The sequence below is a fragment of the Thiomonas sp. UBA7699 genome (assembly GCF_002482605.1).
In the GTDB taxonomy this organism is placed as follows: domain Bacteria; phylum Pseudomonadota; class Gammaproteobacteria; order Burkholderiales; family Burkholderiaceae_C; genus Thiomonas; species Thiomonas arsenitoxydans.
In genome coordinates this window covers 1-22,271 of the sequence record NZ_DLGH01000018.1, presented here as the reverse complement: position 1 = coordinate 22,271, position 22,271 = coordinate 1, and the positions used below count along the sequence as shown (strand labels likewise).

The 22,271-nt window shown below is 57.4% G+C and carries 21 protein-coding genes, 2 tRNA genes and 1 pseudogene; 12 read left to right on the top strand and 12 right to left on the bottom strand.

Annotated features, from left to right (window positions below):
- Positions 1-15: 15 nt before the first annotated feature.
- The 9 genes from gmd to B3H47_RS07155 form a co-directional block, all read right to left on the bottom strand.
- A complete protein-coding gene (gene gmd, locus B3H47_RS07195; RefSeq protein ID WP_286986589.1) occupies positions 16-1,071 on the bottom strand; it encodes a GDP-mannose 4,6-dehydratase in 1,056 nt (351 codons plus the stop codon).
- Between the two features lie 61 nt (positions 1,072-1,132).
- Complete coding sequence (locus B3H47_RS07190; protein WP_286986588.1) at positions 1,133-4,276, bottom strand: glycosyltransferase; 3,144 nt, start codon at positions 4,274-4,276, stop codon at positions 1,133-1,135.
- Positions 4,277-4,438: 162 nt separating this feature from the next.
- Positions 4,439-5,866 (bottom strand): mannose-1-phosphate guanylyltransferase/mannose-6-phosphate isomerase, encoded by a 1,428-nt coding sequence (locus B3H47_RS07185; protein ID WP_286986587.1) that lies wholly within the window; start codon positions 5,864-5,866, stop codon positions 4,439-4,441.
- On the bottom strand, positions 5,863-6,300 hold the full coding sequence (locus tag B3H47_RS07180; RefSeq protein WP_286986586.1) for a type II toxin-antitoxin system VapC family toxin: 438 nt from the start codon (positions 6,298-6,300) through the stop codon (positions 5,863-5,865). The genes B3H47_RS07185 and B3H47_RS07180 overlap by 4 nt, the downstream gene beginning before the upstream one ends.
- Positions 6,297-6,578 (bottom strand): type II toxin-antitoxin system Phd/YefM family antitoxin, encoded by a 282-nt coding sequence (locus B3H47_RS07175; protein WP_286986585.1) that lies wholly within the window; start codon positions 6,576-6,578, stop codon positions 6,297-6,299. Before B3H47_RS07175 ends, B3H47_RS07180 begins: the two co-directional genes overlap by 4 nt.
- A 114-nt stretch (positions 6,579-6,692) precedes the next feature.
- On the bottom strand, positions 6,693-7,526 hold the full coding sequence (locus B3H47_RS07170) for an ABC transporter ATP-binding protein (RefSeq protein WP_286730743.1): 834 nt from the start codon (positions 7,524-7,526) through the stop codon (positions 6,693-6,695).
- A 21-nt stretch (positions 7,527-7,547) separates the two neighbouring features.
- Positions 7,548-7,928: a type II toxin-antitoxin system VapC family toxin gene (locus tag B3H47_RS07165; RefSeq protein ID WP_286730745.1), complete on the bottom strand. Its 381-nt coding sequence runs from the start codon at positions 7,926-7,928 to the stop codon at positions 7,548-7,550.
- Positions 7,925-8,173 (bottom strand): type II toxin-antitoxin system Phd/YefM family antitoxin, encoded by a 249-nt coding sequence (locus tag B3H47_RS07160; protein WP_276726678.1) that lies wholly within the window; start codon positions 8,171-8,173, stop codon positions 7,925-7,927. Before B3H47_RS07160 ends, B3H47_RS07165 begins: the two co-directional genes overlap by 4 nt.
- A 50-nt stretch (positions 8,174-8,223) precedes the next feature.
- Positions 8,224-8,367, bottom strand: coding sequence for a hypothetical protein (locus B3H47_RS07155; protein ID WP_286730764.1), 144 nt, complete (start codon positions 8,365-8,367; stop codon positions 8,224-8,226).
- Positions 8,368-8,380: 13 nt separating this feature from the next.
- Between B3H47_RS07155 and B3H47_RS15370 the strand changes: the two genes are divergently transcribed.
- A complete protein-coding gene (locus tag B3H47_RS15370) occupies positions 8,381-8,779 on the top strand; it encodes a hypothetical protein (RefSeq protein ID WP_422664344.1) in 399 nt (132 codons plus the stop codon).
- A 3-nt stretch (positions 8,780-8,782) separates the two neighbouring features.
- Here the strand turns inward: B3H47_RS15370 and B3H47_RS07145 are convergent, their stop codons facing one another.
- Both B3H47_RS07145 and B3H47_RS07140 read right to left on the bottom strand, forming a co-directional pair.
- Positions 8,783-9,574 (bottom strand): ABC transporter permease, encoded by a 792-nt coding sequence (locus tag B3H47_RS07145; protein ID WP_286986584.1) that lies wholly within the window; start codon positions 9,572-9,574, stop codon positions 8,783-8,785.
- A 352-nt stretch (positions 9,575-9,926) separates the two neighbouring features.
- Positions 9,927-11,705, bottom strand: coding sequence for an ATP-binding cassette domain-containing protein (locus tag B3H47_RS07140; protein ID WP_286986583.1), 1,779 nt, complete (start codon positions 11,703-11,705; stop codon positions 9,927-9,929).
- 47 nt (positions 11,706-11,752) lie between these two features.
- Between B3H47_RS07140 and B3H47_RS07135 the strand changes: the two genes are divergently transcribed.
- The 10 genes from B3H47_RS07135 (at position 11,753) to B3H47_RS07090 (ending at position 19,876) form a co-directional block, all read left to right on the top strand.
- Positions 11,753-12,976 carry an O-antigen ligase family protein gene (locus B3H47_RS07135; protein ID WP_286986582.1) on the top strand — a complete coding sequence of 408 codons (1,224 nt, stop codon included), beginning with the start codon at positions 11,753-11,755 and terminating at the stop codon, positions 12,974-12,976.
- A gap of 1 nt (position 12,977) precedes the next feature.
- On the top strand, positions 12,978-13,739 hold the full coding sequence (locus B3H47_RS07130; RefSeq protein WP_286986581.1) for a glycosyltransferase family 2 protein: 762 nt from the start codon (positions 12,978-12,980) through the stop codon (positions 13,737-13,739).
- A complete protein-coding gene (locus tag B3H47_RS07125) occupies positions 13,723-14,598 on the top strand; it encodes a glycosyltransferase (RefSeq protein ID WP_286730753.1) in 876 nt (291 codons plus the stop codon). The genes B3H47_RS07130 and B3H47_RS07125 overlap by 17 nt, the downstream gene beginning before the upstream one ends.
- 185 nt (positions 14,599-14,783) lie before the next feature.
- Positions 14,784-16,100 (top strand): Tol-Pal system beta propeller repeat protein TolB, encoded by a 1,317-nt coding sequence (gene tolB / locus B3H47_RS07120; RefSeq protein WP_286986580.1) that lies wholly within the window; start codon positions 14,784-14,786, stop codon positions 16,098-16,100.
- A 115-nt stretch (positions 16,101-16,215) separates the two neighbouring features.
- Positions 16,216-16,758, top strand: coding sequence for a peptidoglycan-associated lipoprotein Pal (gene pal, locus B3H47_RS07115; RefSeq protein WP_156055300.1), 543 nt, complete (start codon positions 16,216-16,218; stop codon positions 16,756-16,758).
- Positions 16,755-17,570 carry a tol-pal system protein YbgF gene (ybgF, locus tag B3H47_RS07110; protein ID WP_013106737.1) on the top strand — a complete coding sequence of 272 codons (816 nt, stop codon included), beginning with the start codon at positions 16,755-16,757 and terminating at the stop codon, positions 17,568-17,570. Before pal ends, ybgF begins: the two co-directional genes overlap by 4 nt.
- A gap of 170 nt (positions 17,571-17,740) precedes the next feature.
- The gene (locus B3H47_RS07105) at positions 17,741-18,856 is read left to right on the top strand and encodes a YeeE/YedE family protein (protein ID WP_286730754.1); all 1,116 of its coding nucleotides are present in this window, start codon (positions 17,741-17,743) and stop codon (positions 18,854-18,856) included.
- Between the two features lie 11 nt (positions 18,857-18,867).
- A complete protein-coding gene (locus tag B3H47_RS07100) occupies positions 18,868-19,668 on the top strand; it encodes a tRNA threonylcarbamoyladenosine dehydratase (RefSeq protein WP_286730761.1) in 801 nt (266 codons plus the stop codon).
- A gap of 20 nt (positions 19,669-19,688) precedes the next feature.
- A tRNA-Lys gene (locus B3H47_RS07095) sits at positions 19,689-19,764 on the top strand.
- A 36-nt stretch (positions 19,765-19,800) separates the two neighbouring features.
- A tRNA-Lys gene (locus tag B3H47_RS07090) sits at positions 19,801-19,876 on the top strand.
- 210 nt (positions 19,877-20,086) lie between these two features.
- Here B3H47_RS07090 and B3H47_RS07085 read toward each other — a convergent pair.
- Positions 20,087-20,980 (bottom strand): annotated as a pseudogene (locus B3H47_RS07085) (IS1634 family transposase); the annotation flags it as partial.
- Between the two features lie 33 nt (positions 20,981-21,013).
- On the opposite strand from B3H47_RS07085, the gene B3H47_RS07080 reads away from it, so the two are divergent.
- Entirely contained in the window at positions 21,014-22,057 is a 1,044-nt protein-coding gene (locus tag B3H47_RS07080) for an NAD(P)/FAD-dependent oxidoreductase (protein WP_156053328.1), read from the top strand.
- The last annotated feature ends 214 nt before the right edge of the window (positions 22,058-22,271 follow it).

The following is a 22,271-nucleotide window of genomic DNA, read 5'->3' as shown; positions in this document are numbered from 1 at the left end:
ATCCATTGCGATTGCTCAAAAAGACAACCCTGCCGCATTTCTGCGCAAGTCCGCCTCCACCATCATGGCGCACAGTTGCTCCAGCGTGGTGGTGGGCTCCCAGCCGAGTTTGGCCTTGGCCTTGGCCGGATTGCCAATGAGCAAGTCAACCTCAGCTGGCCGGTAAAACTTCGGATTGACGGAGACGATGGTCTTGCCCGTGGCGGTATCGATGCCTCGCTCTTGCTCATTCTTGCCCTGCCATTCGAGCGCAATGCCAGCGCCTTTGGCGGCCATGGACACGAAGTCGCGCACCGTCTCGGTGCGGTTGGTGGCGAGCACAAAGGTGTCGGGCTCGTCAGCCTGCAGCATGCGCCACATGCCCTCCACATAGTCTTTGGCGAAGCCCCAGTCGCGCTTGGCGTCGAGGTTGCCGAGTTCCAGCACGTCCAGCTTGCCGAGCTTGATCTTGGCCATGCTGTCGGTGATTTTGCGGGTGACGAACTCACGGCCACGCAGCGGGCTTTCGTGGTTGAACAGAATGCCGCTGCTGCCGAAGATGCCGTAGCTCTCCCGGTAGTTCACCGTCATCCAATGGGCGTAGAGCTTGGCTACGCCATAGGGGCTGCGGGGATAGAACGGGGTGTCTTCCACCTGCGGAATGGCCTGCACCTTGCCGAACATCTCTGAGGTGCTGGCCTGGTAGAAGCGGATCTTCGGATTGACGATGCGGATGGCCTCCAGCAGGTTCAGCGGCCCAATGCCGGTAATCTGGGCCGTGGTGTGCGGCTGGTCGAAGCTCACCCCGACAAAGCTCTGTGCGGCGAGGTTGTAGACCTCGGTTGCACCTGTGTTCTGCAACAGGCGGATGGTCGACCCAAGGTCCGTCAGGTCGTATTCGACCAAATGCAGGTTCGGATGGTTGGTTATCCCGAGCGCCTCAATGCGCCAAAAATTGACCGAACTGGTGCGGCGGTAGGTGCCATAGACCATATAGCCCTTCGCTAGCAGTAGACCTGCTAAATAGGCGCCATCCTGCCCACTAATCCCAGTGACAAGCGCAACTGCGCGAGATAGTGCTTCAGCTGCCATGCCTCACCTTATCTATAAATGAAATATTTACGAATGCCTTCGGAAAATTCCGATAAACGACTCAATTTAAATGCGCGAGCGCCTCTACTTCGTTACAAAACCAATTAATAGAATGATTCCACTCCCAAATTCTCGCCTCGCGAACGCCTTCTGTTTGCATCTTCTCCCTCAAAATGATAGATGCCTCAACTGAATCAACAACCAGATCGACTCCAAACGCACGATGCGCCGGAATGTCAGACGCGATGACGTTCAAACCCATCGCGAGCGCCTGCCCAATGCCTAAATTATAACCTTCCCAACGCGAAAAATTCATATAAATATCGGCCGCCGCATACAAATCAAGCATCTCCTCATCCGAAACATTAGCATGTACGGTGAGTCCTAGTGCTCGCATCCTGTCAACATCCGCTTCGTCGCCCTTCCCGCACAATACGAATACACACCGAGTCGCAAAATCTGGATCAAAGGAATCAAGAGCAGCCTTGACCTCACTAAACTTATCAACCCCCTTGTACAAAACCTCTCCAGCGTGAAATCTACACACATTTAACACTACAAATTTCGAACTCCAACCGTGAAACCCTCGAATTACTTCCCTTCTAACTCGGAAATCAGATGACCACCTACCCAAATGCGCGTTACCCAGAGGAATAACTGCATCTGGCGCGACAACGGACTCATCGGCCACTGCTTGAGATATAGCAAAAACCTTCGTCGCCATTCTCATACTAATATTTTTATCCGCAAGCACCTCCCTTCTGGCCGCTGCATCCGGGAAAAATCGAGGTGGCGGTTCCCCATAGTCATACGCAATAACTGGTGGATACACGCCAACCCATCTCGAAACTGAAAAATAAGGGGGCGTGTGCGCGACAATTATGTCCACCTGAGAATCTATAGCTAGCGTCGCAATGGACCGCGGATCTTGCATCTCAATAATTTCAATTCCATCATACCTATAGTCGTTTTCACTTCTCCTACCGACAAGAACAATCTGATGTCCTCTCCTCATTAATTCCCGAACCTGCAGATCAATTACAACAGCAACTCCGTGTCCAATTGCGTAGGTCGACGAAAGCACCATAATCTTTATATCCAGGTCCGGAGATTTTTGCCATGCAGCCCGTCTTCTCGGCGCAAATGACAACTCGTAGGGGTGCTCCAAAGAAAGGTTAGGCGAGTAATAGGGATCATCAACCATATAGTTTTTATGGGTAATCCACGCTTTTATAGCCTCCGAACGCGCTAGTTCGATTTTCTCTGCCGTTGTATCGAAACCCCTACTTTTGCTCTCGTGATGTATAACAACACAATCGGCAACATAAATATTTTTCCTCCCCATTTCCAGGAGATCAAGACATAACATCACATCATTAAACGAAACGGCGAAATCTTCTCGCAATCCTCCAACTGCCTCAAACGCCGATCTAGACACGGCTAATACAGCTCCAGTAACCGCCGCGACCTCTCGGGTCGTATTCGCAAGGTTCCGATATCCACCATCCGTCTGCTTTAAGAAAACATGCGCATGAGCAGCAACACCTTGAATTCCTAAAATTATTCCACCATGCTGAACGGTTCTATCCGAATACAAAAGCTTCGCGCCGACCGCACCAACATTTGGTAGCACGGCATAACGACACAATTTCCAGATCCAATCGGGGTCTATAATCTCAGTGTCATTATTTAACAATACAAGGATGTCCCCCCGGGCCGATTTCGCTGCCAAGTTATTTAATGCAGAGAAATTGAATTTCATCGGGTCTCGTATTACGCGGATTTCGCCCAGCGCCTCCGACGCACTTAGATTATCAAGCGTCTCAACCTCGACGGAACCATTATCAACCACAATAACTTCTAGTTTGTCTTTAGGCCAGTTTGTGATTTTTATACTTTCTAGACAAGGCCCGAGTAAACTCCACTTATCTCGCGTCGCAATCAAAATGCTAACGAATGGCCTCTCCTCTACCGCGCCATTTACTCGCGATACCCCCGCCTCAGCAGTCTTCCCATTGCTGCTATGAAATAAAACATGAGGTACGTGTAAAATTTGCGTGTCCAGAGATTTCTCTGCAATGCATAGCGCTACATCGGAAAGTGATTTGCCCTCAACTGAGAGCATATTTTCTATTTTCGCAACGGGCATGACCGCATTAGTGGTCGCAAAAAAATCACCAAACAATAGCCCTTGTTTTGCCAGCACTCTTGAGAATCTTGGCTTCATCCAGGGAGAGTGAATTACCCCATCCTCCGATATTATATCCTCGTCGCTATATGAAAGAGTTGCATTGCTATTTTTTAGCATGGCATCTGCAAAACATCTGAACGCATGACTCCGAGGAATTGATTCAGGCTCCATGCATACAATTATTTTATTTTCAATTTTATTTTCTATTCCGCCCCGACAAAAGACTTTCTCACCCCTTGATGCCTCAGCAAATGCAATTTGAAATTCCGTTTCATCAACATCAATGTTAATGGCCACAACCACCCAGTCGACGCCAACACTTTTCTTTATATTATCGAACACAGCCCAAATTCGATGGACATTTTTCTTAGAAAATGGAATAACTATTAAGACATCCGCCGTATATTTTTCACTTTCGGCTAAATACTTCAACTCAATGGCCGAAGGCGTATCGAATCGTAGCGACCATATTTGATAATTGAAGGCCGCCGCCTCGTGAAGCGGCAGCTTCGCCAGGCTCTTGATTTCTGTATTTTCATTTCTAGGCCTCCAGACATGAGGCGCTCGGCTCAGTGACAAGCCCATCTTTTCCAACGCACCTTGAACACGTGGAAAGCGGCGAGTAATTGCCTGCATTACGATTATGCGCTCGCTCTTGTTTTTCGGAAAAAGCGCTAGCAGAATAGTCCTTAGATGGCGACTCGGCCGAGAGAGGCCTAATTGCCCCATGTATGAAAACAGGCGAAGCGGCTTAGTTAGCCTCCACGACCTTGAATTCAAAAACTTAGCTAACTGCTCCTCAGTGCCCAACAGTCGACTCTGAGATTCGCTGGCAATCTGTTCCAACTCAGCTGCATGCGCCCGTAACCGTGCTCTTTCTTGCTCTGCCTTTGAGGCTCGCAGTGCCATAAAAGCAACCTTTTCTTCAAGAGTGCGTATTCGCGAGAGTTCCGCTGAATTTGAGGTTGCAGCCTTTGAATTCTCTATTTTAGAAATTTCAATATTTTGATTCATGAAATTTATCTTGACAATTTCTTGATTATTAAGCTGCTGAGACGATTAACCATAATTTGGAATTTTTTGCCGCGCGAAAAATTTTTCAGCCTTCAATATAATTGATCTTCTTTAATCGGTAAATATTATTATAAGAGCCAGCTATCATGAATGTGATTTACATTAATTTCTGCCATATAAATCATCAAAGCGGATAATATCATCCTCTTCAAGATATGTGCCGCTTTGCACCTCGATCATAACTAGATCGATCATTCCTGGGTTACTTAGGCGGTGAGCAGTACCCGCGGGAATGTAGGTCGATTCATTGGTGCGGACGAGCATGTCCCGTTCACCGTTGGTCACCCTCGCAATTCCGGAAACCACAATCCAGTGTTCGCTGCGATGGTGGTGCATCTGCAGCGAAAGCGTGCCTTTGGGTTTCACCACAATGCGCTTGATTTTGAAATCTTCAGCCTCTTCGAGCACGGTGTAAGTGCCCCATGGCCGGTGAACTTCGCGGTGGATTTTGTAGGCATCGTGGCCGCTGGCCTTGAGTTGTGCGGTGATCTGTTTGACGTCTTGGGCGCGGCTGCGGTCGGCCACGAGCACGGCGTCTGGGGTGTCCACCACGATCAGGTCGTGCACCCCCACCAGGCCGACAATGCGCTGCGGGCTTTGCACATAGCAGTTGCGCGCGTCGTGCAGCAGGGCTTCACCGAGTATGCGGTTGCCTCGCGCATCGGCATCTTGCAGGTCGCTCAATGCGTTCCACGAGCCGATGTCGCTCCAGCCTATGTCGCAGGGCACCACGGCCACCTCGGTGGAGGGTTCCATCAAGGCGTAATCAATCGAGATGTCGGGGGCGTATTCGAAGGCCTCGGGCCGCATCTCCACCTGGCTGATGCCCCCGCCCTGAATTTCTGCTGACGCGCCCAGGCAGTTCTGCACGCTGTCGAGCACATTGGGGGCATGTTCTGAAAGCTCACGCAGCACGGCATCCACACGGAAACAAAACATGCCGCTGTTCCAGAGGTAGCGCCCGCTGCTCAAAAACTCGGAGGCTTTGGCCAGCGTTGGCTTTTCCACAAAGCGCAACACGGTGTTGCCCTCGGCTTCGATGTAGCCGAAGCCCGTTTCGGGGGCCGTGGGCTGGATGCCGAAGGTCACCATCTTGCCCTGTGCCGCGAGCTCGCAGGCTTGATTCACGGCAGTGGTGAACTCTGCCTGCTTGGTGATGAGATGGTCTGCGGCGAGCACGAGCAAGGTGGCATCTGGCCCGAGGTGCTTCTCGGCCCAGAGGGCGGCGGCGGCCAGCGCGGGGGCGGTGTTGCGGCCGAAGGGCTCAAGAATGTAGGCGGTGGCTTTGCCTGTGGGGTTGACCAGGGCGTACTCGTCTTTGGTCTTGAATACGAGATCGCGGTTGGTGACGGTGAGAATCTGCTCGACGCCGGGCAGGGCTGCTGCACGCAGAAAGGTCTTTTGCAGCAGGCTCTGGCCATCGGCCAACTGCATGAAGGGTTTGGGGTGCTGCTCGCGCGAGACGGGCCAGAGGCGGGTGCCTGCGCCGCCGGAGAGGATGACGGGGAGTAGTTTTTGACAGGTGCTCATGGTTCGGATGGAAAAACATCTATTCCGAGGGACTGTGCGGCAAGCGCGAGACGCTTGTCGTAAGCGCCAAAGACAAGCAGGTGGGATGTTCCCAGCCTTTGGTGCAGTGCCTCGGCTGCGGCGAGATGCACAGCATCGTATGCGCGCAGGGAAAGAAGATCAGCCAATTCTCCCGCGCGGTGCAGCAGAGTTTGCGCCGCGCCGACAACGTCGAACTTTGGCCAGTCTGCTTCAAAATCGCGCCGCCAACGCTGCAGCGCGTCTGCGTCTGTTGCATCGGCGGCGCGCCGCCTGAACGCAGCGCGGGCCTCGACATAGGCGATGCCATGGGTCACCACGCGTTCTGCTTGCGCAATGGCGTGCCGCACCTCACTTGAGCCGGACTCTTCGACGTAGAGTTTGACCAGCGCGGAGGTGTCGAGATACAGAATCAATCGCGCAACTCGCTAATGGTTTGTGCGAGTGATGGAGTTTCGGCGTGCAGCGCAAAGTGTTCGCGCGCGCCCTGTGGTTTCCCCCCCTTGCCGACGCGCAGCCATGGCAATTCTTCCAGCATGGTGAGTGCGTCTTTCGGTTCCGGAGCATCAATAGGGGGCTCAACCCGCGCAATTTTTTTGCCATGCGAAGTGACAACCAAGCCCACGCCCGTGGAGACCCTGTGCAGATAGGTGGACAGATGCGCTTTGAACTCCCGAACGCCGACTTCAATCATCCTTGACCCTTTGGTTGTAATCACATCGTGTCATTGTAGCCTCAAGCTGATTTGCCGGCCTTTGTGATTCCTTGTGATTGATTGACCAAAGCCAGACCTGTTCGCTCAACAATATCAAGATGTTTTTCGCAGCGTCTGCTTGCGCTGGGCGAATTGCTGGTTGGCAATCCGTTTGCGTAGCACAGTCGGTGCGGGCGGGCTCATGTGTTTGTCATAAGCGCTCACCACCTCGTCCACCCCGCCAAACATTTTTACTTTGCCCCGCTCCATCCACAGCACTTTATTGCAGGTCTTGCGAATGGTGTCGCTGGAATGAATGGCGAGCACCACAATTTCCGCGCGGGCGTGCAGGTCTTGCAGGCGCTTGTTGGCCTTTTCCTGAAAGCTGGCATCGCCCACGCCGAGCACCTCGTCGAGCAGCAGGATGTCGGCTTCCACGGCGGTGGAAATGGCGAAGGCCAGGCGCACGCGCATGCCGCTGGAGTATGTGCGCAGGGGCAGGTCGAGGTAGTCGCCCAGTTCGGTGAACTTGGCGATGTCTTCGGTCTTGCGCTTGATTTCGGCGTCGGTCATGCCCAGCAGCAGGCCGCGCAGGCGGATGTTCTGGCGGCCGGTGGACTGGTCGTCCATGCCCAGGCTGATGTCGAGCAGGGGCACGGTTTTGCCTTGCACGGCGATGTGCCCCGCCGTGGGCGGGTAGATGCCGGCCATTACGCGCAGCAGGGTGCTTTTGCCGGCGCCGTTGTGGCCGATGAGGCCCAGGCGGTCACCGCTCTCCAGCTTGATGCTGAGGTCGTCTATGGCGCGCACCACGACCACGCCGGTGTTGTCTTCGGCAATGCGGTTGCGGCGCCCCATGCGCAGCACACGCTTCTTGAGCGAAATGGCTGACACATCGAAAATGGGCAGATCGAGGTGGACGTTTTGGAGGGTGATGCTGGCGGGCATGACGAAGTGGGGACTCGGGCGTCACACCAGGGTGACGAGGTCGCTGGAATACGCAGGCAATTGCGCATCGGTGGTGAGAAAGCGCAGCGGCTCTGAAATGGCTTGCGCGATGAGTAGCCTGTCGAACGGATCTTTGTGATGATTGGGCAGTGAGCCGACCGTCAGGGTGTGTTGCCAGGTGACGGGCAGCTCTTGAAACCCAGCTAAATGAAGCTGGCGCAGCAATTCAGAAACGTCAACCTGAATTTTTCCCAGCCCCGCCTTGATGGCAATTTCCCACAGGGAGGCTGCGCTGATGTAAACGGCGTCTGCGGCTTGCAGCATGTCGCGCGCTGTACCGGACAGGCGGGGGTCGTCTGTCATCGCCCACAGCATCACATGGGTGTCCAGAAGCAACTTCAAATCTTTAGCCCTTCGGTGAAACCCTGCAGCACCTCGGCGGGCAAAGGATCGTCAAAATCTTCAGCGAGTTGAATTTGTCCCTTCATCAAGCCGAGGCGCACGGTCGGCTTCGCTGTGGCTTGCAAGGCAGTCAGCCGGGCCACCGGCTTACGCGCCCGGGCGATGATGACCTCTTCGCCATGCTCGACACGCTCAATCAATTGAGACAAGGTTGTTTTGGCTTCGTGAATGTTGACGGTCTGCATGGCATTCGCAATTTTGCACGGAAATTGAGTCTAGTTTAGCCAAACACAAATCAGATACGGGCTTTGGAAAAATAGCGCACGCCCGGCATCCCTCCAAAGGCTTCGTCGATGGCAGCGACTTCGCCTTGCGGCATGACGGCCACGCAGGCGATGGCGTCGTTTTCGTCCCGCTGCACCGCAATGCGTTTGAACACCTCGAAGAGGGTGATGGCCGGTAGCAATAGCGCCGCTGGCTTTCAAATGATGGGCGCGAAGTGCTCTGCGCTTGGTCAGTCGGAGAAATACGCCAGCCAGCCCGATGAATCGACCACATGGCGCGTCATAGTCGGGCTCACGCGGCACTGTGGTGTCGATACCGCGCAGCAAACCCCGCAAGGCACGCGCGGGCTGCTGCATAACCAGCTCGATGCGCGAGCCAATCTGCACGACTTCGAGTTTTTGTCAGGGCTTGAGGCCCAAGTGCTCGCGCACCCGCTTCGGGATAACGAGTTGAAACTTGGGGGAGAGGGTCACGGTTTCCATGAAACGCCCATTGATTGCATCAGTCAACCCGACGCAGCGGGAGATCACAATCGATCAGTTTGCGGCGACGTCCCTCTTCCATAGTCTTCACACCCAATACGGAATTCGACGGTGGTAGCGCCCGGTCATGCCCAGCGCCAGCAGCCAGCCGAACACGGCCATGCCGATGGTGAGCCCCCAGGTAAAAGCGGGCGGCACTTCGCCCACCAGGGGCTGGCGCACGATGTCGATGAGGTAGGCCAGCGGGTTGTATTCCACGATCCACTTGTGTTTGCCGCTGAGCATGCCGCCGTGAAACAGAATGGGGGTGACGTAGAACGCGACTTGCAGCAAGGCACTCACGATTTGCGGCAGGTCGCGAAAGCGCGCGGAAATGAGCCCGGCCACCGCCGCCATCCACATGGCATTGAGCAAAAACAGCACGAGGCCCGGAATGAACAGCGGCAGGGTGGCCCAGCTTTTCACGCCAAATATCAGCAGGGTGATGATCACGATGATGAAGTTGTGCGCAAAGATCACGCTATTGCGCCACGCGGCCTGCAGGATGTAGATCAACCGCGGGGTGTGCACCTGGCGGATGTAATTGGCGCTGTTGATGTAGGCGGTGCTGCCTTCGTTGACGATGCTGGAAAACAACCCCCACATCACGATGCCGATGGCCAGCATGGGCAGGTAATCCGCGAGCTTCACACCGAACAGCGAGCCATACACCACGCCCATGGTGCCCACGAGCACGCCCATGCTGATGGTGAGCCAGAAGGGCCCGAGCTTGGAGCGGGCGTAGCGCTGGCGAATCTCAAGCCAACCCAGCAGGCTCCACAAACGCCAGGCAAAAATGCTGCGGGTGAGGTCGTTGAAGGCGATGCGGAGTGCAGACATGTAGCGACAGATTTAGCGACAACAGAGGGCTTGGAGGCGGCGATGTTACGTGACCGGTTGTGCAGACCATCGCTTGACCTGTTGACTCGCCTGACCTGTCGCCGCTTCGGCAAAGACGCTAAGTGCCACGCTGCTCACACTGGAATAAGTCTTTGCGCGGTAAGGCTATTGAATCGGCACGTTAAAGTTTGAAACGACTCATCCCCACCCCGCCCTCCCCACAAGTGGAGAGGGAGCCAACACTCCTCCCCCACAGCGTGGGGGAGGCTGGGAGGGGAAGCGCCTTGCGTGGCGAGGCCCATGAACCGTTCATCCTTCTCCATGCCGGATCAATAGTCAGGCACCTCCAGGCTCAGCCCGCATTTGACTTGGCCTCGCCTGGCCGAAACTGCATGCGGTGTAGCTGGGCATAGAGGCCGTCTTTTTGCAGCAACTCGGCCTGCGTGCCGAGTTCAATCAGCCGGCCCTCGTCGAGCACGGCGATGCGGTGGCAGTGGGCTATTGTTGCAAGCCGGTGGGCGATGACGATGGTGGTGCGGCCTTCCATGAGGCGGTTGATGGCTTGCTGCACAAGGCGCTCGCTTTCGGCGTCGAGCGCGCTGGTGGCTTCGTCGAGGATGAGCAGCGGGGCGTTGCGGTAGAGCGCACGGGCAATGGAGAGCCGCTGGCGCTGCCCGCCTGAGAGCTGCGAGCCGTTGTGGCCGACCGGGGCCTGCAAACCGCCGGGCAAGCCGCGCACGAAATCGCCCAATGCTGCGGCGTTGAGCGCGGCCCAGGCGCGGTCTTCGTCCACCTCGGAACCGAAGCTGACGTTGGCGCCAATGCTGTCGTTGAGCAGCACCACGTCTTGCCCGACATAGGCGATCTGCTCGCGCAGGCTGTGCAGACTCCAGTCGCGCAGCGGCACGCCGTCGAGCAGCAGTCGGCCCCGAGTGGGCTCCAGCAGGCGCGGCACGAGGCGCATGAGCGTGGTCTTGCCCGCGCCGGAAGGGCCTACGAGCGCAAGGCTCTCGCCCGCCTGCACGCGAAGGCGAATGCCGTCGAGCACCGGGCGGTCCATGGCGCTGAGGGTGACGCCCACATCGTCAAACTCAAGGTCGCCGCGCACGCGCTCAGCGGTGTGCGTGCCAGTGTCTTGCTCTCGCGGCGCATCCACAATGCTGCGCAGACGGTCGAGGGAGCTGAGCGCGCGCATCATCGGCTGGACGATGTCGGCCACGCGACGCAGCGGCGACAGCGTCATCATCATCGCGGTAATGAACGCCACAAAGCCGCCCACGCTGTGCTGCCCCGACACATCGCTTTGCCACATGGCAAACACGATGACCACCGAAACCGCCAGCGCCGACAGCCATTGCGACACCGGCGTGGTCGTGGAGCCCGACACCAGCGTTTTCACCGTGGTGCGGCGCAAAAATTGGTTGATGCGATCGAACCGCGCGGCAAAACCGTTCTGCGCGTTGTGCACACGAATCACCGGCGCGGCTAGCATGCCCTCCTCCAGCGCGTAGGAGGTTTCTTCCGCCGCCTTCTGCATCTGCGCATTCAAGCGCTTGGCGCGGCGGCTGATGATGCGCATGGTGAAAATCAGCGGCAGCAAAATGCCCAGGGTCAACAGCGTCAGACTCCAGTTGACCCACAGCAGATAGCCGAACAAGGCGATCAGGGTGAAGCTGTCGCGCACCAGCGTCAGCAGGCCCGGAAAGATCATGCCGAGCGCCAACTGCGCCTCATACACCGACGCCCCGATCAGGCTGCTGGCGCTCTCGCGCTGGAGTTGCGACAGTTGCGCGTGCACAATCTGCCCGTAAACCAGTTCCCGCACCCGCGCGAGCACGTTCTGCGTCAACCACTGAGTGAGAAACTGCGAAGCCAGCCACGCCAAACCCCGCACCGTGAACAAGCCCATGAGCACCGCAGGCACAGCCCACAAGGGGAAGTCCCGCTTCGCCGTGAAGCCCACGTCGAGCACATGCTTCATCAGGGCTGGGAGCACCGGCTCGGTCGCTGCCACAATCGCGGCGAAGAGCACGATGAGCAAGGCGGCGGAGCGGTTGCGGGGGGTGGCGTTGAAAAGTTGCCGCAGCAGACGAACCGCAGAGCCAGACGGTCTCAAACTTCTTTCAGACATATAGAACACTCATGCTTATAAAGCGACAGAGCATAGCCTCCAGCAGCTTGACCGACACTTCAATATTTACAACTTTTGCCATTGTCTTCGCCGCGGCCTCCACTCCGCTACCGACAGCATGGGGCTCCGCTTCGTTGGTTTTTTTGCTGATCGCGTTTTTCCTCCAATCCCTCAAGAAAAACACATGGCTTCGCATTCGCAGAAATTCTCTAGCTTGGGCCGCGATGGGATTACTCACGGCGCTAGCCATAGGTATGCTTTACGGCGCAACGCCGCTTTCACAAGCATTCGAGTTCTGGACAAAATATCTCAAATTGCTAGCAATCCCAATCATCATTGGACTCGCTCCCGATGAAAGATTGAAGCGCTTGGCATTAAACGCGGCGTTGACCGCACTAGTCCTGTCATTGCTAGTATCTTACGCACGATATTTTGGCATCATACCGCTCTATACCGATCCAAATCAAGCCTATATTGGCTTTCAAAACAGGATCACCTTTGGCCTTTATACATCAATTGCAAGTTACATATTCGCATACCGCGCCATTAAGCATAGTGACAAGAACTGGAAAGTTGCTTATTTAATACTTTTTCTATCCAGCTCCTTTAATACTTTGGCCGTCAACAACGGGCGAACCGGCTATGTGATATTTTTCGCACTCACAGCTATGTTTCTTTATCGAAACATACAACCAAGATGGAGGCTGCCATCGGCTGGGGTTGCACTAATCACCATTACCGCGCTTCTATTGGCCTCTCCAGTCTCGCGTGATCGCATAGGAAGAAGTATATCGAATGCGGAAACAATTCAACAAAAAGCGCCGGTGGAACAAAGTTCGATTGTTATTCGATGGCAATTTCTGAAGAATAGCATAGACATAATTCGGAGTGCGCCCTTCTTTGGACATGGCACGGGAAGCTTCGAAAGCCAATACGAAAAGCGCATAGTTGGCACCACTCAAGTCGGCAGTTCAAACCCGCACAATGATTATCTTTTGATACTATCGCAGCTTGGAATATTTGGCCTATTTTTTGAAATATTTTTTATCGTCACAATATATATAAAAGCGAGGCTGATGAACAATGAACCAGAGGAGTGGGCATATGCCTTATTAGTTGCGTTCATTTTATACTCAGGCCTTAACTCCACACTTCTTGATGCAGGCGAAGGGAGATTTTTTGTAGTTCTTTTGGCAATAGTACTCCAACACAGTACGGGCCACACCATTAAAAATTTCGCCTACAAAAATAATCATTCGGGGCTTGATTAAGATGGCAAGTTTGAGCTTGATAATAATCACAAAAAATGAAGCGCGTAACATCGCGAAATGCATTAATTCCACGCAAGGAATAGCAGAGGAAGTCATTGTATTTGACTCGGGAAGCACCGATGGAACACAGGAAATTTGCCGCCAATTGGGTGCAAAAGTTAATGAAACTGATTGGCCTGGATTCGGGCCACAAAAAAACCGTGCATTGCAAGAAGCCGCTGGCGAGTGGATATTATCACTCGACGCAGATGAGCAACTCAGCCCTGAACTAAAAGAGGAAATAATCACCATATTAAATGGCGAGCACCATAATGCGGTCAGCTATTCAATCCCCAGAAAGTCGAGCTATTGCGGTCAATTTATGAAGCATAGCGGATGGTGGCCAGATCGGGTTGTGCGTCTTTTCAAAAAATCTGCTGGAAAATTTACTGACGACATAGTACACGAAAGAGTCATTTTCTCAGGAAAACTTGCGGAATTAAAAGGCTGCATCATACATAATTCCATAGTCAGCATTGAGCAGTCGATTGAAAAAATGAACTCCTACTCAACTTCTGGCTCCATGCGACTCACCGAGCTAGGAGTTCGCACATCCATTACAAGAGCAATTTTTAAAGGGCTATGGGCTTTTTTCAGAACTTATATTCTAAGACTTGGTATTTTAGATGGCCGTATGGGGTTTATTTTGGCTGTTGCCAATGCAGAGGGAGTTTATTATCGTCATGTCAAGACATGGGTGAGGCAACGTGACCAGTCCAAATGACACAAAGAGCAACCTGAGTGTAGTTATATTGACATACAATCGTAGTGATGCACTTTTTGCAGTACTCTACGGCTTGACCCATCAAAATATAAAGCCCCAGGAAGTAATTATTACAGATGACGGATCTACCGTACATCACAGGCTGGCCATTAAGCAGCACTTAGCAGAGCGCAACTGGCCATTCAAAATAAAATATATCTGGCATCCTGATATTGGATTTACGGCGGCCCGCGCAAGAAATCAAGGCGTTATTAATTCATCGGGTGACTACATTATATTATTAGACGGTGATTGCGTTCCAAAGGAAGACTTCATTCTTCAGCATTTATTTCTCAAGAGGCCAAGATGTTTCATAAATGGCAGTCGCGTGCTACTGAATAAAAATTTAACAAAAAAAGTTATAGCTAGGCCAGAAACTATCGGTCTTTCATCTTCTTATTGGCTTATGCAAAAAATTACGGGCCAAACGAATAAATGGATTCCGACCGTCATGCGTATTCCCCACCAATGCCGACGCGGGTCTGCCGTGTTTCATTGGAAAGGAATAAGGAGCTGCAATTTCTCTCTTTGGCGGGAGGATTTTGACAAAGTCAACGGTTTTGACGAGATGTTCGTCGGCTGGGGGCATGAAGACGCGGACTTTGTCTGGCGGCTACATCAAGCAGGTTGCCGACGTATCAATGGTTTTTGGGCCACCGAAGTGCTGCATCTATGGCACAAGGAGGCCAGCAGAGATCGCGAATCGGCTAATGTCAGGCGCTTACAAGAACGCATGAGCGATCCGAATGCGGGGTATGTGGCAAAAAAAGGCATCCGCGAAGCAGCCTATGACGATTGCGAGATCGTCTACTCCAACTGATGCCTGCCCGGAACCATTCCCCCTTTCCCAACTCAGCCTTTTTGTCGTCCTGTTCTAATTCAATTGCGCATCGCAGCAAGACTTGCGAATTTTTACTCCGGCAGGGCTCTCGTCCTTCTTAGAATTCCATTGCTGTGTTGGCTTCGGTCTGGCCGAAGCAACACGGCTCTTTTACTGACACCCTCATGCAGCGACGCCGCTTTGTTTTAGGTTCTCTCTCTGCTCCGCTTGTTCGCGGGGCGGCTTCTTTTGTTGGGCTCGCCGCGCTGGCCAAATCGGCGCAGGCGCAGTTCAAGGTGGATGTTTCGGGCATCGGCGCCACGCAGATTCCCGTGGGCATCGGCGCTTTTCGCGACCTGAACCATTGCCCGCAGCCGATTGCCGACATCGTGCGGGCCGATCTCACGCGCAGCGGGCTGTTCGCCGTGAGCAATCTGGGAGAGCAAACGCTCACCGAGCAAGGCCCGCCGAATTACGCCGCCTGGCGTTCGCAAAATCTCGAAGCGGTGGCGGGGGGCAGCGTGGCGCAGGTGGCGGGCGGGCGTTGGCAAGTTCAGTTCCGCCTGTGGGACGCGGTGAAGCAGGCCGATCTCGGTGGTCTGGCGCTGACGGTCATGCCGGGCGACCTGCGACTGGCGGCGCACAAGATCAGCGATTACATCTACCAGAAGCTCACCGGACAGCGCGGGGTGTTTGCCACGCGCATTACCTACATCACTAAGGCGGGACAGCACAATTTCTCGCTCAACATCGCCGACAGCGATGGCGCCAATCCGCAGTTTGCGCTGCGCAGTCGCGAGCCGCTGCTCTCGCCAGTTTGGTCGCCCAACGGGCAGGAACTGGCCTATGTCTCATTCGAGACCGGCAAGCCCGTCGTCTTCATGCAGGATGTGCGCAGCGGCGCACGGCGCGCAGTGGCCAATTTCAAGGGATCGAACAGCGCACCAGCCTTCTCGCCGGATGGCAGCACGCTGGCCGTGGTGCTCACCCTCACCGGGCGCTCGCAGATTTATCTCATGCCCAGCAAAGGCGGCACGCCGCGGCAGTTGATGCGCTCGTATTCGATCGACACCGAGCCGACTTTTTCGCCCGACGGCCAGAGCCTGTATTTCGTCAGCGACCGCGATGGCGGCCCGCAGGTTTACAAGGTCGGGCTCAATGGCGGCAGCGTACAGCGCATCACCTACAGCGGCGGCTATAACGTCAGCCCGGCCATCAGCCCGGACGGCAAGACGCTGGCCTACATTTCACAACAGGGCAACAGCTACCAGCTCTGGTCGATCAATTTCGCCACCAACGCCACCCAGTTGCTCGATGATGGCAGCGATTGCGGTCACCCGAGTTTTGCCCCGAACGGCCAGATCGTGCTTTATTCTGCGGGGGGGCGTGGCGGTGAAGTGCTCAAGACGGTGTCGATTGACGGTCGTGTGCGCTCGACCTTGTCGCAGGCCGGCGTGCAGGTGCGCGAACCCAGTTGGGGACCCTGGACGCCGGATCGCTGAGGCTGCTTTCCACTGATAATTTCTTATTCCGCTTTCCTTTTTTCTCGTTTTATCTGTTCTTCGTTGCACCCACCCCTTTTTACCCACCCTGATCTGATCGGAGAAACTCGTGAACATGCGCACTACCCTGGTATTTACCGCACTCGCTGCCGCCTTGGCCCTTGGTGGCTGCGCGTCACCCGTGCCTGTCAAACAAGCGCCAGTCGAGTCCAAGGCGCCCACCGCTGTGGAAGGCGGCACCGCAGGCGCCAATGCCAACGGCGCTGGTCAGAACCAGGTCGCCGCGGTACAAGCCCCGGCTGAGACCAACGCCGGCCCCGGCCCCAACGTGCCCAAGAGCGTGTATTTCGCGTTCAACAGCTACACGGTGGAAAGCCAATACACCCCGGTGCTCAACGCCAACGCCACCTATCTCACGCAACACCCGCAGGCTCATGTGCAACTGCAAGGCAATACCGATGCCCGTGGCAGCCGCGAATACAACCTGGCGCTGGGCCAGAAGCGTGCAGATGCGGTGATGAAGGGCATGGAGCTGCTCGGCGTGAAGCCCGCGCAGATGGAAGCCATCAGCTACGGCAAGGAAAAGCCCAAGGCCCTGGGCAACACCGAGGCTGACTACGCCGAAAACCGTCGCGTTGACATCGTCTATCAACGATGAGCCGCTTCACTTTTTCGCAAGCCGCCCGCCCGCTGCGCCGTGTGCAGCAGGTGCTGCCTGCGGCTTTGCTGGCCGCGGGGCTGGGCATGGGTCTGGCCGCGCCAGCCCATGCCGACATGTTCCCGGACAACGAGGCGCGGCGCGCCATTCTTGATCTGCGCAACCAGGTGACGCAGAACCAGCAGGCCACGCAGAACCAGCTCGCGCAGCAGGCGCAGCAGATCCAGCAGATCCGCAACTCATTGCTCGATCTGTCGAACCAGATCGAGCAGATGCGCGGAGAAATCGCCCAGGTGCGCGGCAAGCAAGACGCCGCCACACAGCAGCTCAACGATGCGCTGGGCAAGCTGCAGACCAGCCAGCAGCAGCTCACCCAGCGCCTCAAACCGCTGGAGCCGGTGCAGGTGCAGATCAACGGTCAGACTTATACGGTGCAGCCCGCAGAAAAAGCCGCTTTCGAGCAGGCGCTGGCCACCTTCCGCAACGGTGATTTTGCGGGCAGCGCCACGCAGTTGAAGGCGTTTTTGGCGCAGTATCCGTCCAGCCCGTATGACGCCGATGCCCAGTATTGGCTGGCCAACGCGCAATACGCGCAAAAGCAGTACAAGGATGCCATCGCCTCGTTTCAGGGCCTGATTCAGAGCAGCCCGAACAACCCGCGCTTGCCCGAAGCCATGCTGGGGCTGGCGAACTGCCAGATCGAGGTGCGGCAAATCGTCGCAGCGCGCAAAACGCTGAACGAACTGGTGAAGACCTACCCGCAGTCTGAAGCGGCGCAGGCCGGGCGCGACCGGCTGGCCAAGCTGAGGTGACCGTCACGGCCGCTGCAGCGGCCGTGACAGAGTGATCGGCAGCGTCGTTCCCGCAAACTGCGAGCCGGATTGCCGAACCCCGTCCCGGCAACACGGCTGGCATCGTCATGGAACAATAACGCATTGCGGCGAGACCCATCCGTTCTCGTCATCCAGGCACTTTCTCTTCCATGTCGTTCGCTTCCGTTCCCGTCATCAACGCCACCGTCCTCTGGGCGGGCTTCGCCCTGAGCCTGGTGTTTGGTGCCATCATGCAGCGCACGCGTTTTTGCACCATGGGGTCGGTAAGCGACATTGTCAACATGGGCTCGTGGATGCGCATGCGCATGTGGGTGCTGGCCATTGCCACGGCGACCATCGGCTTCAATCTGCTGGCCGCCACCGGGCAGATCGACTCGGCGCAGACGATCTACACCACGTCCAGGGTGCTCTGGCTGTCGGCCCTGGTGGGCGGCGTGTTGTTCGGCTTCGGCATGGTGCTGGCCTCGGGCTGCGGCAGCAAAACTCTGGTGCGCATTGGCGAGGGCAATCTCAAAGCCGTGGTCGTTTTTGTGATGATCGCGATATTCGCCTACATCACCCTGCGCGGCATCACGGCCGAGGTGCGGGTGCGGGTGTTCGACAAAGTGGCGTTCAATCTCTCGGGGCCGCAGGATTTGCCCGCGATCTTTGCCCACGCCACCGGGCTGCCGCTGGCCGATTTGCAACTGGTGCTGGGCCTGGGCGTCGGGCTGCTGCTGGGCATCTGGGCCTTGAGCGCGCGCGAGTTTCGTACCGCCAACAACCTGCTCGCGGGTTTCGGCCTGGGCGCCGTCATCGTGGCGGTCTGGTTCGTTTCGGGCAAACTGGGCTTTCTGGCGGAAGACCCGCAAACGCTGCAGGCCGCGTACATCGGCACGCAGAACAACAAGATGGAATCGCTGAGCTTTGTCGCGCCGCTGGCCTACACCCTGTTCTGGTTCATGATGTACAGCGACGCCAGCAATGTGCTGACGCTGGGCATTGTGTCGGTGTTCGGCGTGATCGCGGGTTCTGCCGGTATGGCGCTCATCACGCGCCAGTTCCGCTGGGAAGGTTTTCGCGGCGCGGAAGATACGGCCAACCACATGGTCGGCGGCGCGCTGATGGGCATTGGCGGCGTGACCGCGCTGGGCTGCACCATCGGCCAGGGCATGAGCGGGGTGTCCACCCTGTCCATCACCAGCTGGATCGCGTTTCTGTCCATCGTGGGCGGCGCTGTGCTCGGGGTGAAGTATCAGGCCTGGCGCGTCGAGCGCACCGCCTGACGCGCTCGACCATGCACGCCTCCCCTTTCGTCGCCATCCCCCCCGCCGAAACGCCCGACCTGGACCGGCGTTTCGGCGGCCTTTCACGGCTGTATGGCCCGGTCGGCGCCCAACGCATCCTCCAGGCGCATGCGGTCGTCGTCGGCGTGGGCGGCGTGGGATCTTGGGCCGCCGAAGCCCTGGCCCGCAGTGGCCTGGGGCAGCTCACACTGATCGACCTCGACCACGTTGCCGAATCCAACATCAACCGGCAGATTCAGGCGCTGGACAGCACCTTGGGCATGTCCAAAGTGGGGGCGCTGCAAGCGCGATTTGCGCAGATCAACCCAGAGTGCCGCGTCAATGGAGTGGAAGAGTTCGTCGATGCCGAAAACGCCGAGGCACTCATTCCAGCTAACGCCCAGGTGGTGATCGACTGCTGCGATCAGGTGCGAGCCAAGGCCGCGCTCGCCGCGCTCTGCCTGCAACGCCGCCAGGCCCTATTCATGGCCGGCGCTGCGGGCGGCAAGCGCCATGCCGACGCCCTGCAATGCGCCGATCTGTCGGAAGTCACGCACGACCCGCTGCTCTCCAACGTGCGCTACCAGCTACGCCGCCAACATGGCGCTCCTCGCAATGGCCGCATCGGCGTGCTCTGCGCGTTCAGCAAGGAAGCCATCATTCGCCCCGAAACAAGCACTTGCGACCCGCTGGCCGAAGAGGCGACACCGCCCGACAACAGCCTCAACTGCGCCGGTTTCGGCTCCAGCGTGATGGTGACCGCCTCCATGGGCATGATGCTCGTCGCCCGCGCCATGGATGCCATGCTATGATCACAAGCTTGATTTCTGTGGGGTCGTTAGCTCAGTCGGTAGAGCAGCGGACTTTTAATCCGTTGGTCGCGTGTTCGAGTCACGCACGACCCACCAGACCCACCAAGACGCACCGTTGAAACCAAATCAAACGGGTTGTTAGCTCAGTTGGTAGAGCAGCGGACTCTTAATCCGTAGGTCGACAGTTCGAGCCTGTCACAACCCACCAATAAAATCATGCACTTAGCCCACCTTCACCGGTGGGCTTTTTGCTTCCTGGGGCACTGGTGGGGCACTCAGAGACAAAAACAAGCAACACAGCGCAGCACAAGAGCGGGAAGGTGCAGACTTGACCCCGGCTTTTTTCCCCCTGTCACCCGAGTTCGACACCAACAGCGCCAAGTCTTTGTTTTCATTGGTGTCGGCTAAAAAATTGCCACTACAGCAGGGGCATCTGGGCGTCGCGGGTCGGTCTGGGCAGCTTGAGGGCCTGGAAGAGAAGCGCCTGGTTGGCGTCGATGCTGGAGATGCCGTCGATCGAGTCGGCGCCGTTGATACGCACACGGTGCCGCTGGATGGCGCGCAGTTGTTCGAGCGCGCGTTCCGGGGAGACCTTGGCGCCTGCGAGCTTGAGGCGTGCTCGCATGACCAGGTACAGGATCAGGGCGATGAAGCACAGCATCGCGTGGGCGCGGATGCGATCGGGCAGGCGGTGGAACACCGGCGCGATCTCGATCTCGGATTTGAGGACTCTGAAGCCGCGCTCGATGTCGGCCAGGGCCTTGTAACTGGCGACGACCTCTTTCGGATGCAGGTCGGTGACGTTGGTCACCAACAGCAGCTTGCCGTCCATGAGCTCGGCACGCGCCAGCGCCTTGTCGTCGAGACTGTAGACGAACTGCGGGCTCTTGAGGTCCACGCGCACGATGCGCAGCAGGTGCGACTCGCTGACCTCGTGATAGAAGCGCGCCGTGGCGCCACCGTCGGAGAGCTGGCGGCCGCGGCTCTTGACGCCGGTGTCCTGTCCGTCGAGCTTGCCCGCGAACTGGGCGGCACGCACCCCCAGTTCCTTGATGCGCTCGCGCCGCCGTGCCGTCTGCTCGGCGGCCTGGGCCGGGTTGTGCGCCACGACTAGGCGCAGGTCCTGCCAGCGGGCCTCGTCAACGACCTCGCTGCTAGCGCCCTCGGCCGTGGACTGGAAGGCCTGCAGGATGTCGGGGAACTCCCCGTAGCGGCGCCCCGGCACGGCCAGGATGAACTCCAGCGGCTGGCCGTCGGGCAGGGTGATGCGGCGCAGCTCCTCGATGTTGTCCAGAGACAGCAGACCGCGGTCGAACCCTACGCCTTTCCGCGCGACGTCGGCTTCATGCTCAACGCCGCGCTCGGCCGCGGCGCGGAAGTTCACTGGCATCTGCGCGGGCTGCAGCAGATGGCGGTGCCGCTGCTGAAGTATTTTCACAACTCCCGTGCGCAGTCGCATGCCCGTGCGACCCTGGCCTACAGCCAACTGATTGCCCACGCCACTGAGGAGCACGCGCCGCTGATCGAGGCTGCTGGCGCCGAGGATCTGGTTCGCCGCGACGGCTTCCGCTTCGTCTTCCGCTCGGCCCGGGCCTTCGACGACGCGCTAATCCGCGCCCGCGACCTGCAGGCCCGGTTCGGTGTGCGGCACGCACCCGAGGATGGCGCCGCGCTCGCCCGCACCGAACCGGCGCTGCGCCTGCGGCTGGCCGGGGCCGTGCATTGGCTCGACCCCTGGGCGATCCGCGATCCGGGCGCACTGGTGCAGCGTTATGCGGCGCTGTTTGTCGCCCGTGGCGGCCGCATCCTGCTGGGCGATGCCGCGACGCTCCAGCCCGCCGGCGCCGGCTGGTCGGTTCTGTGTGAAGCCGGTCGCATTGATGCCGGACAAGCCGTGTTGGCGACTGGCCCGTGGGCCGACGGCCTGATCCGCAAGCTCGGCTACCGCTACCCGCTATTCCTCAAGCGTGGCTATCACCAACACTATCCATCGGCGGCGGTGGACCTGCCACTGCTCGATGCCGAGCGCGGCTACGTTCTCGCGCCGATGCGGCGCGGCCTACGCCTCACGACGGGCGCCGAATTCGCCCCCATCGACGCGGCCCCCACACCGATCCAGCTCGCGAAGGCCGAAGCCCTGGCGCGCGAGCTGGTCGATCTGGGCAGCGCGCTGCCGGAACCACCGTGGCACGGAGCCCGTCCCTGCACTGCCGACATGCTGCCGGTGACCGGCCCCGCACCGCGGCATTCCGGGCTGTGGTTCAACTTCGGGCACGCCCACCAGGGATTCACCCTCGGCCCGGTGGCCGGCCGCCTGCTCGCCGAGATGGCGGCCGACGAGCGTGGCTGGATCGATCCGACACCGTATCTGCCAACCCGCTGGCACTGAGGACTGCCTTCGCCACCCCCCGAAGGGTTCTGGCCCAGCTGGCAGGCGCCCAGGCCTCCATCATCCGGGCTCGCGCGGCCTGCAGTCGGCCGACATCGGTTCGGCAAAGGTCTTCATCACCGCATAGCCCCGCACCGGATCTGTTCGCAGGCTGCTGCCATATGCACAAAGTCATAAGAATTGCCCAACTCCTGTTCGTGCCGAACGAAAATTG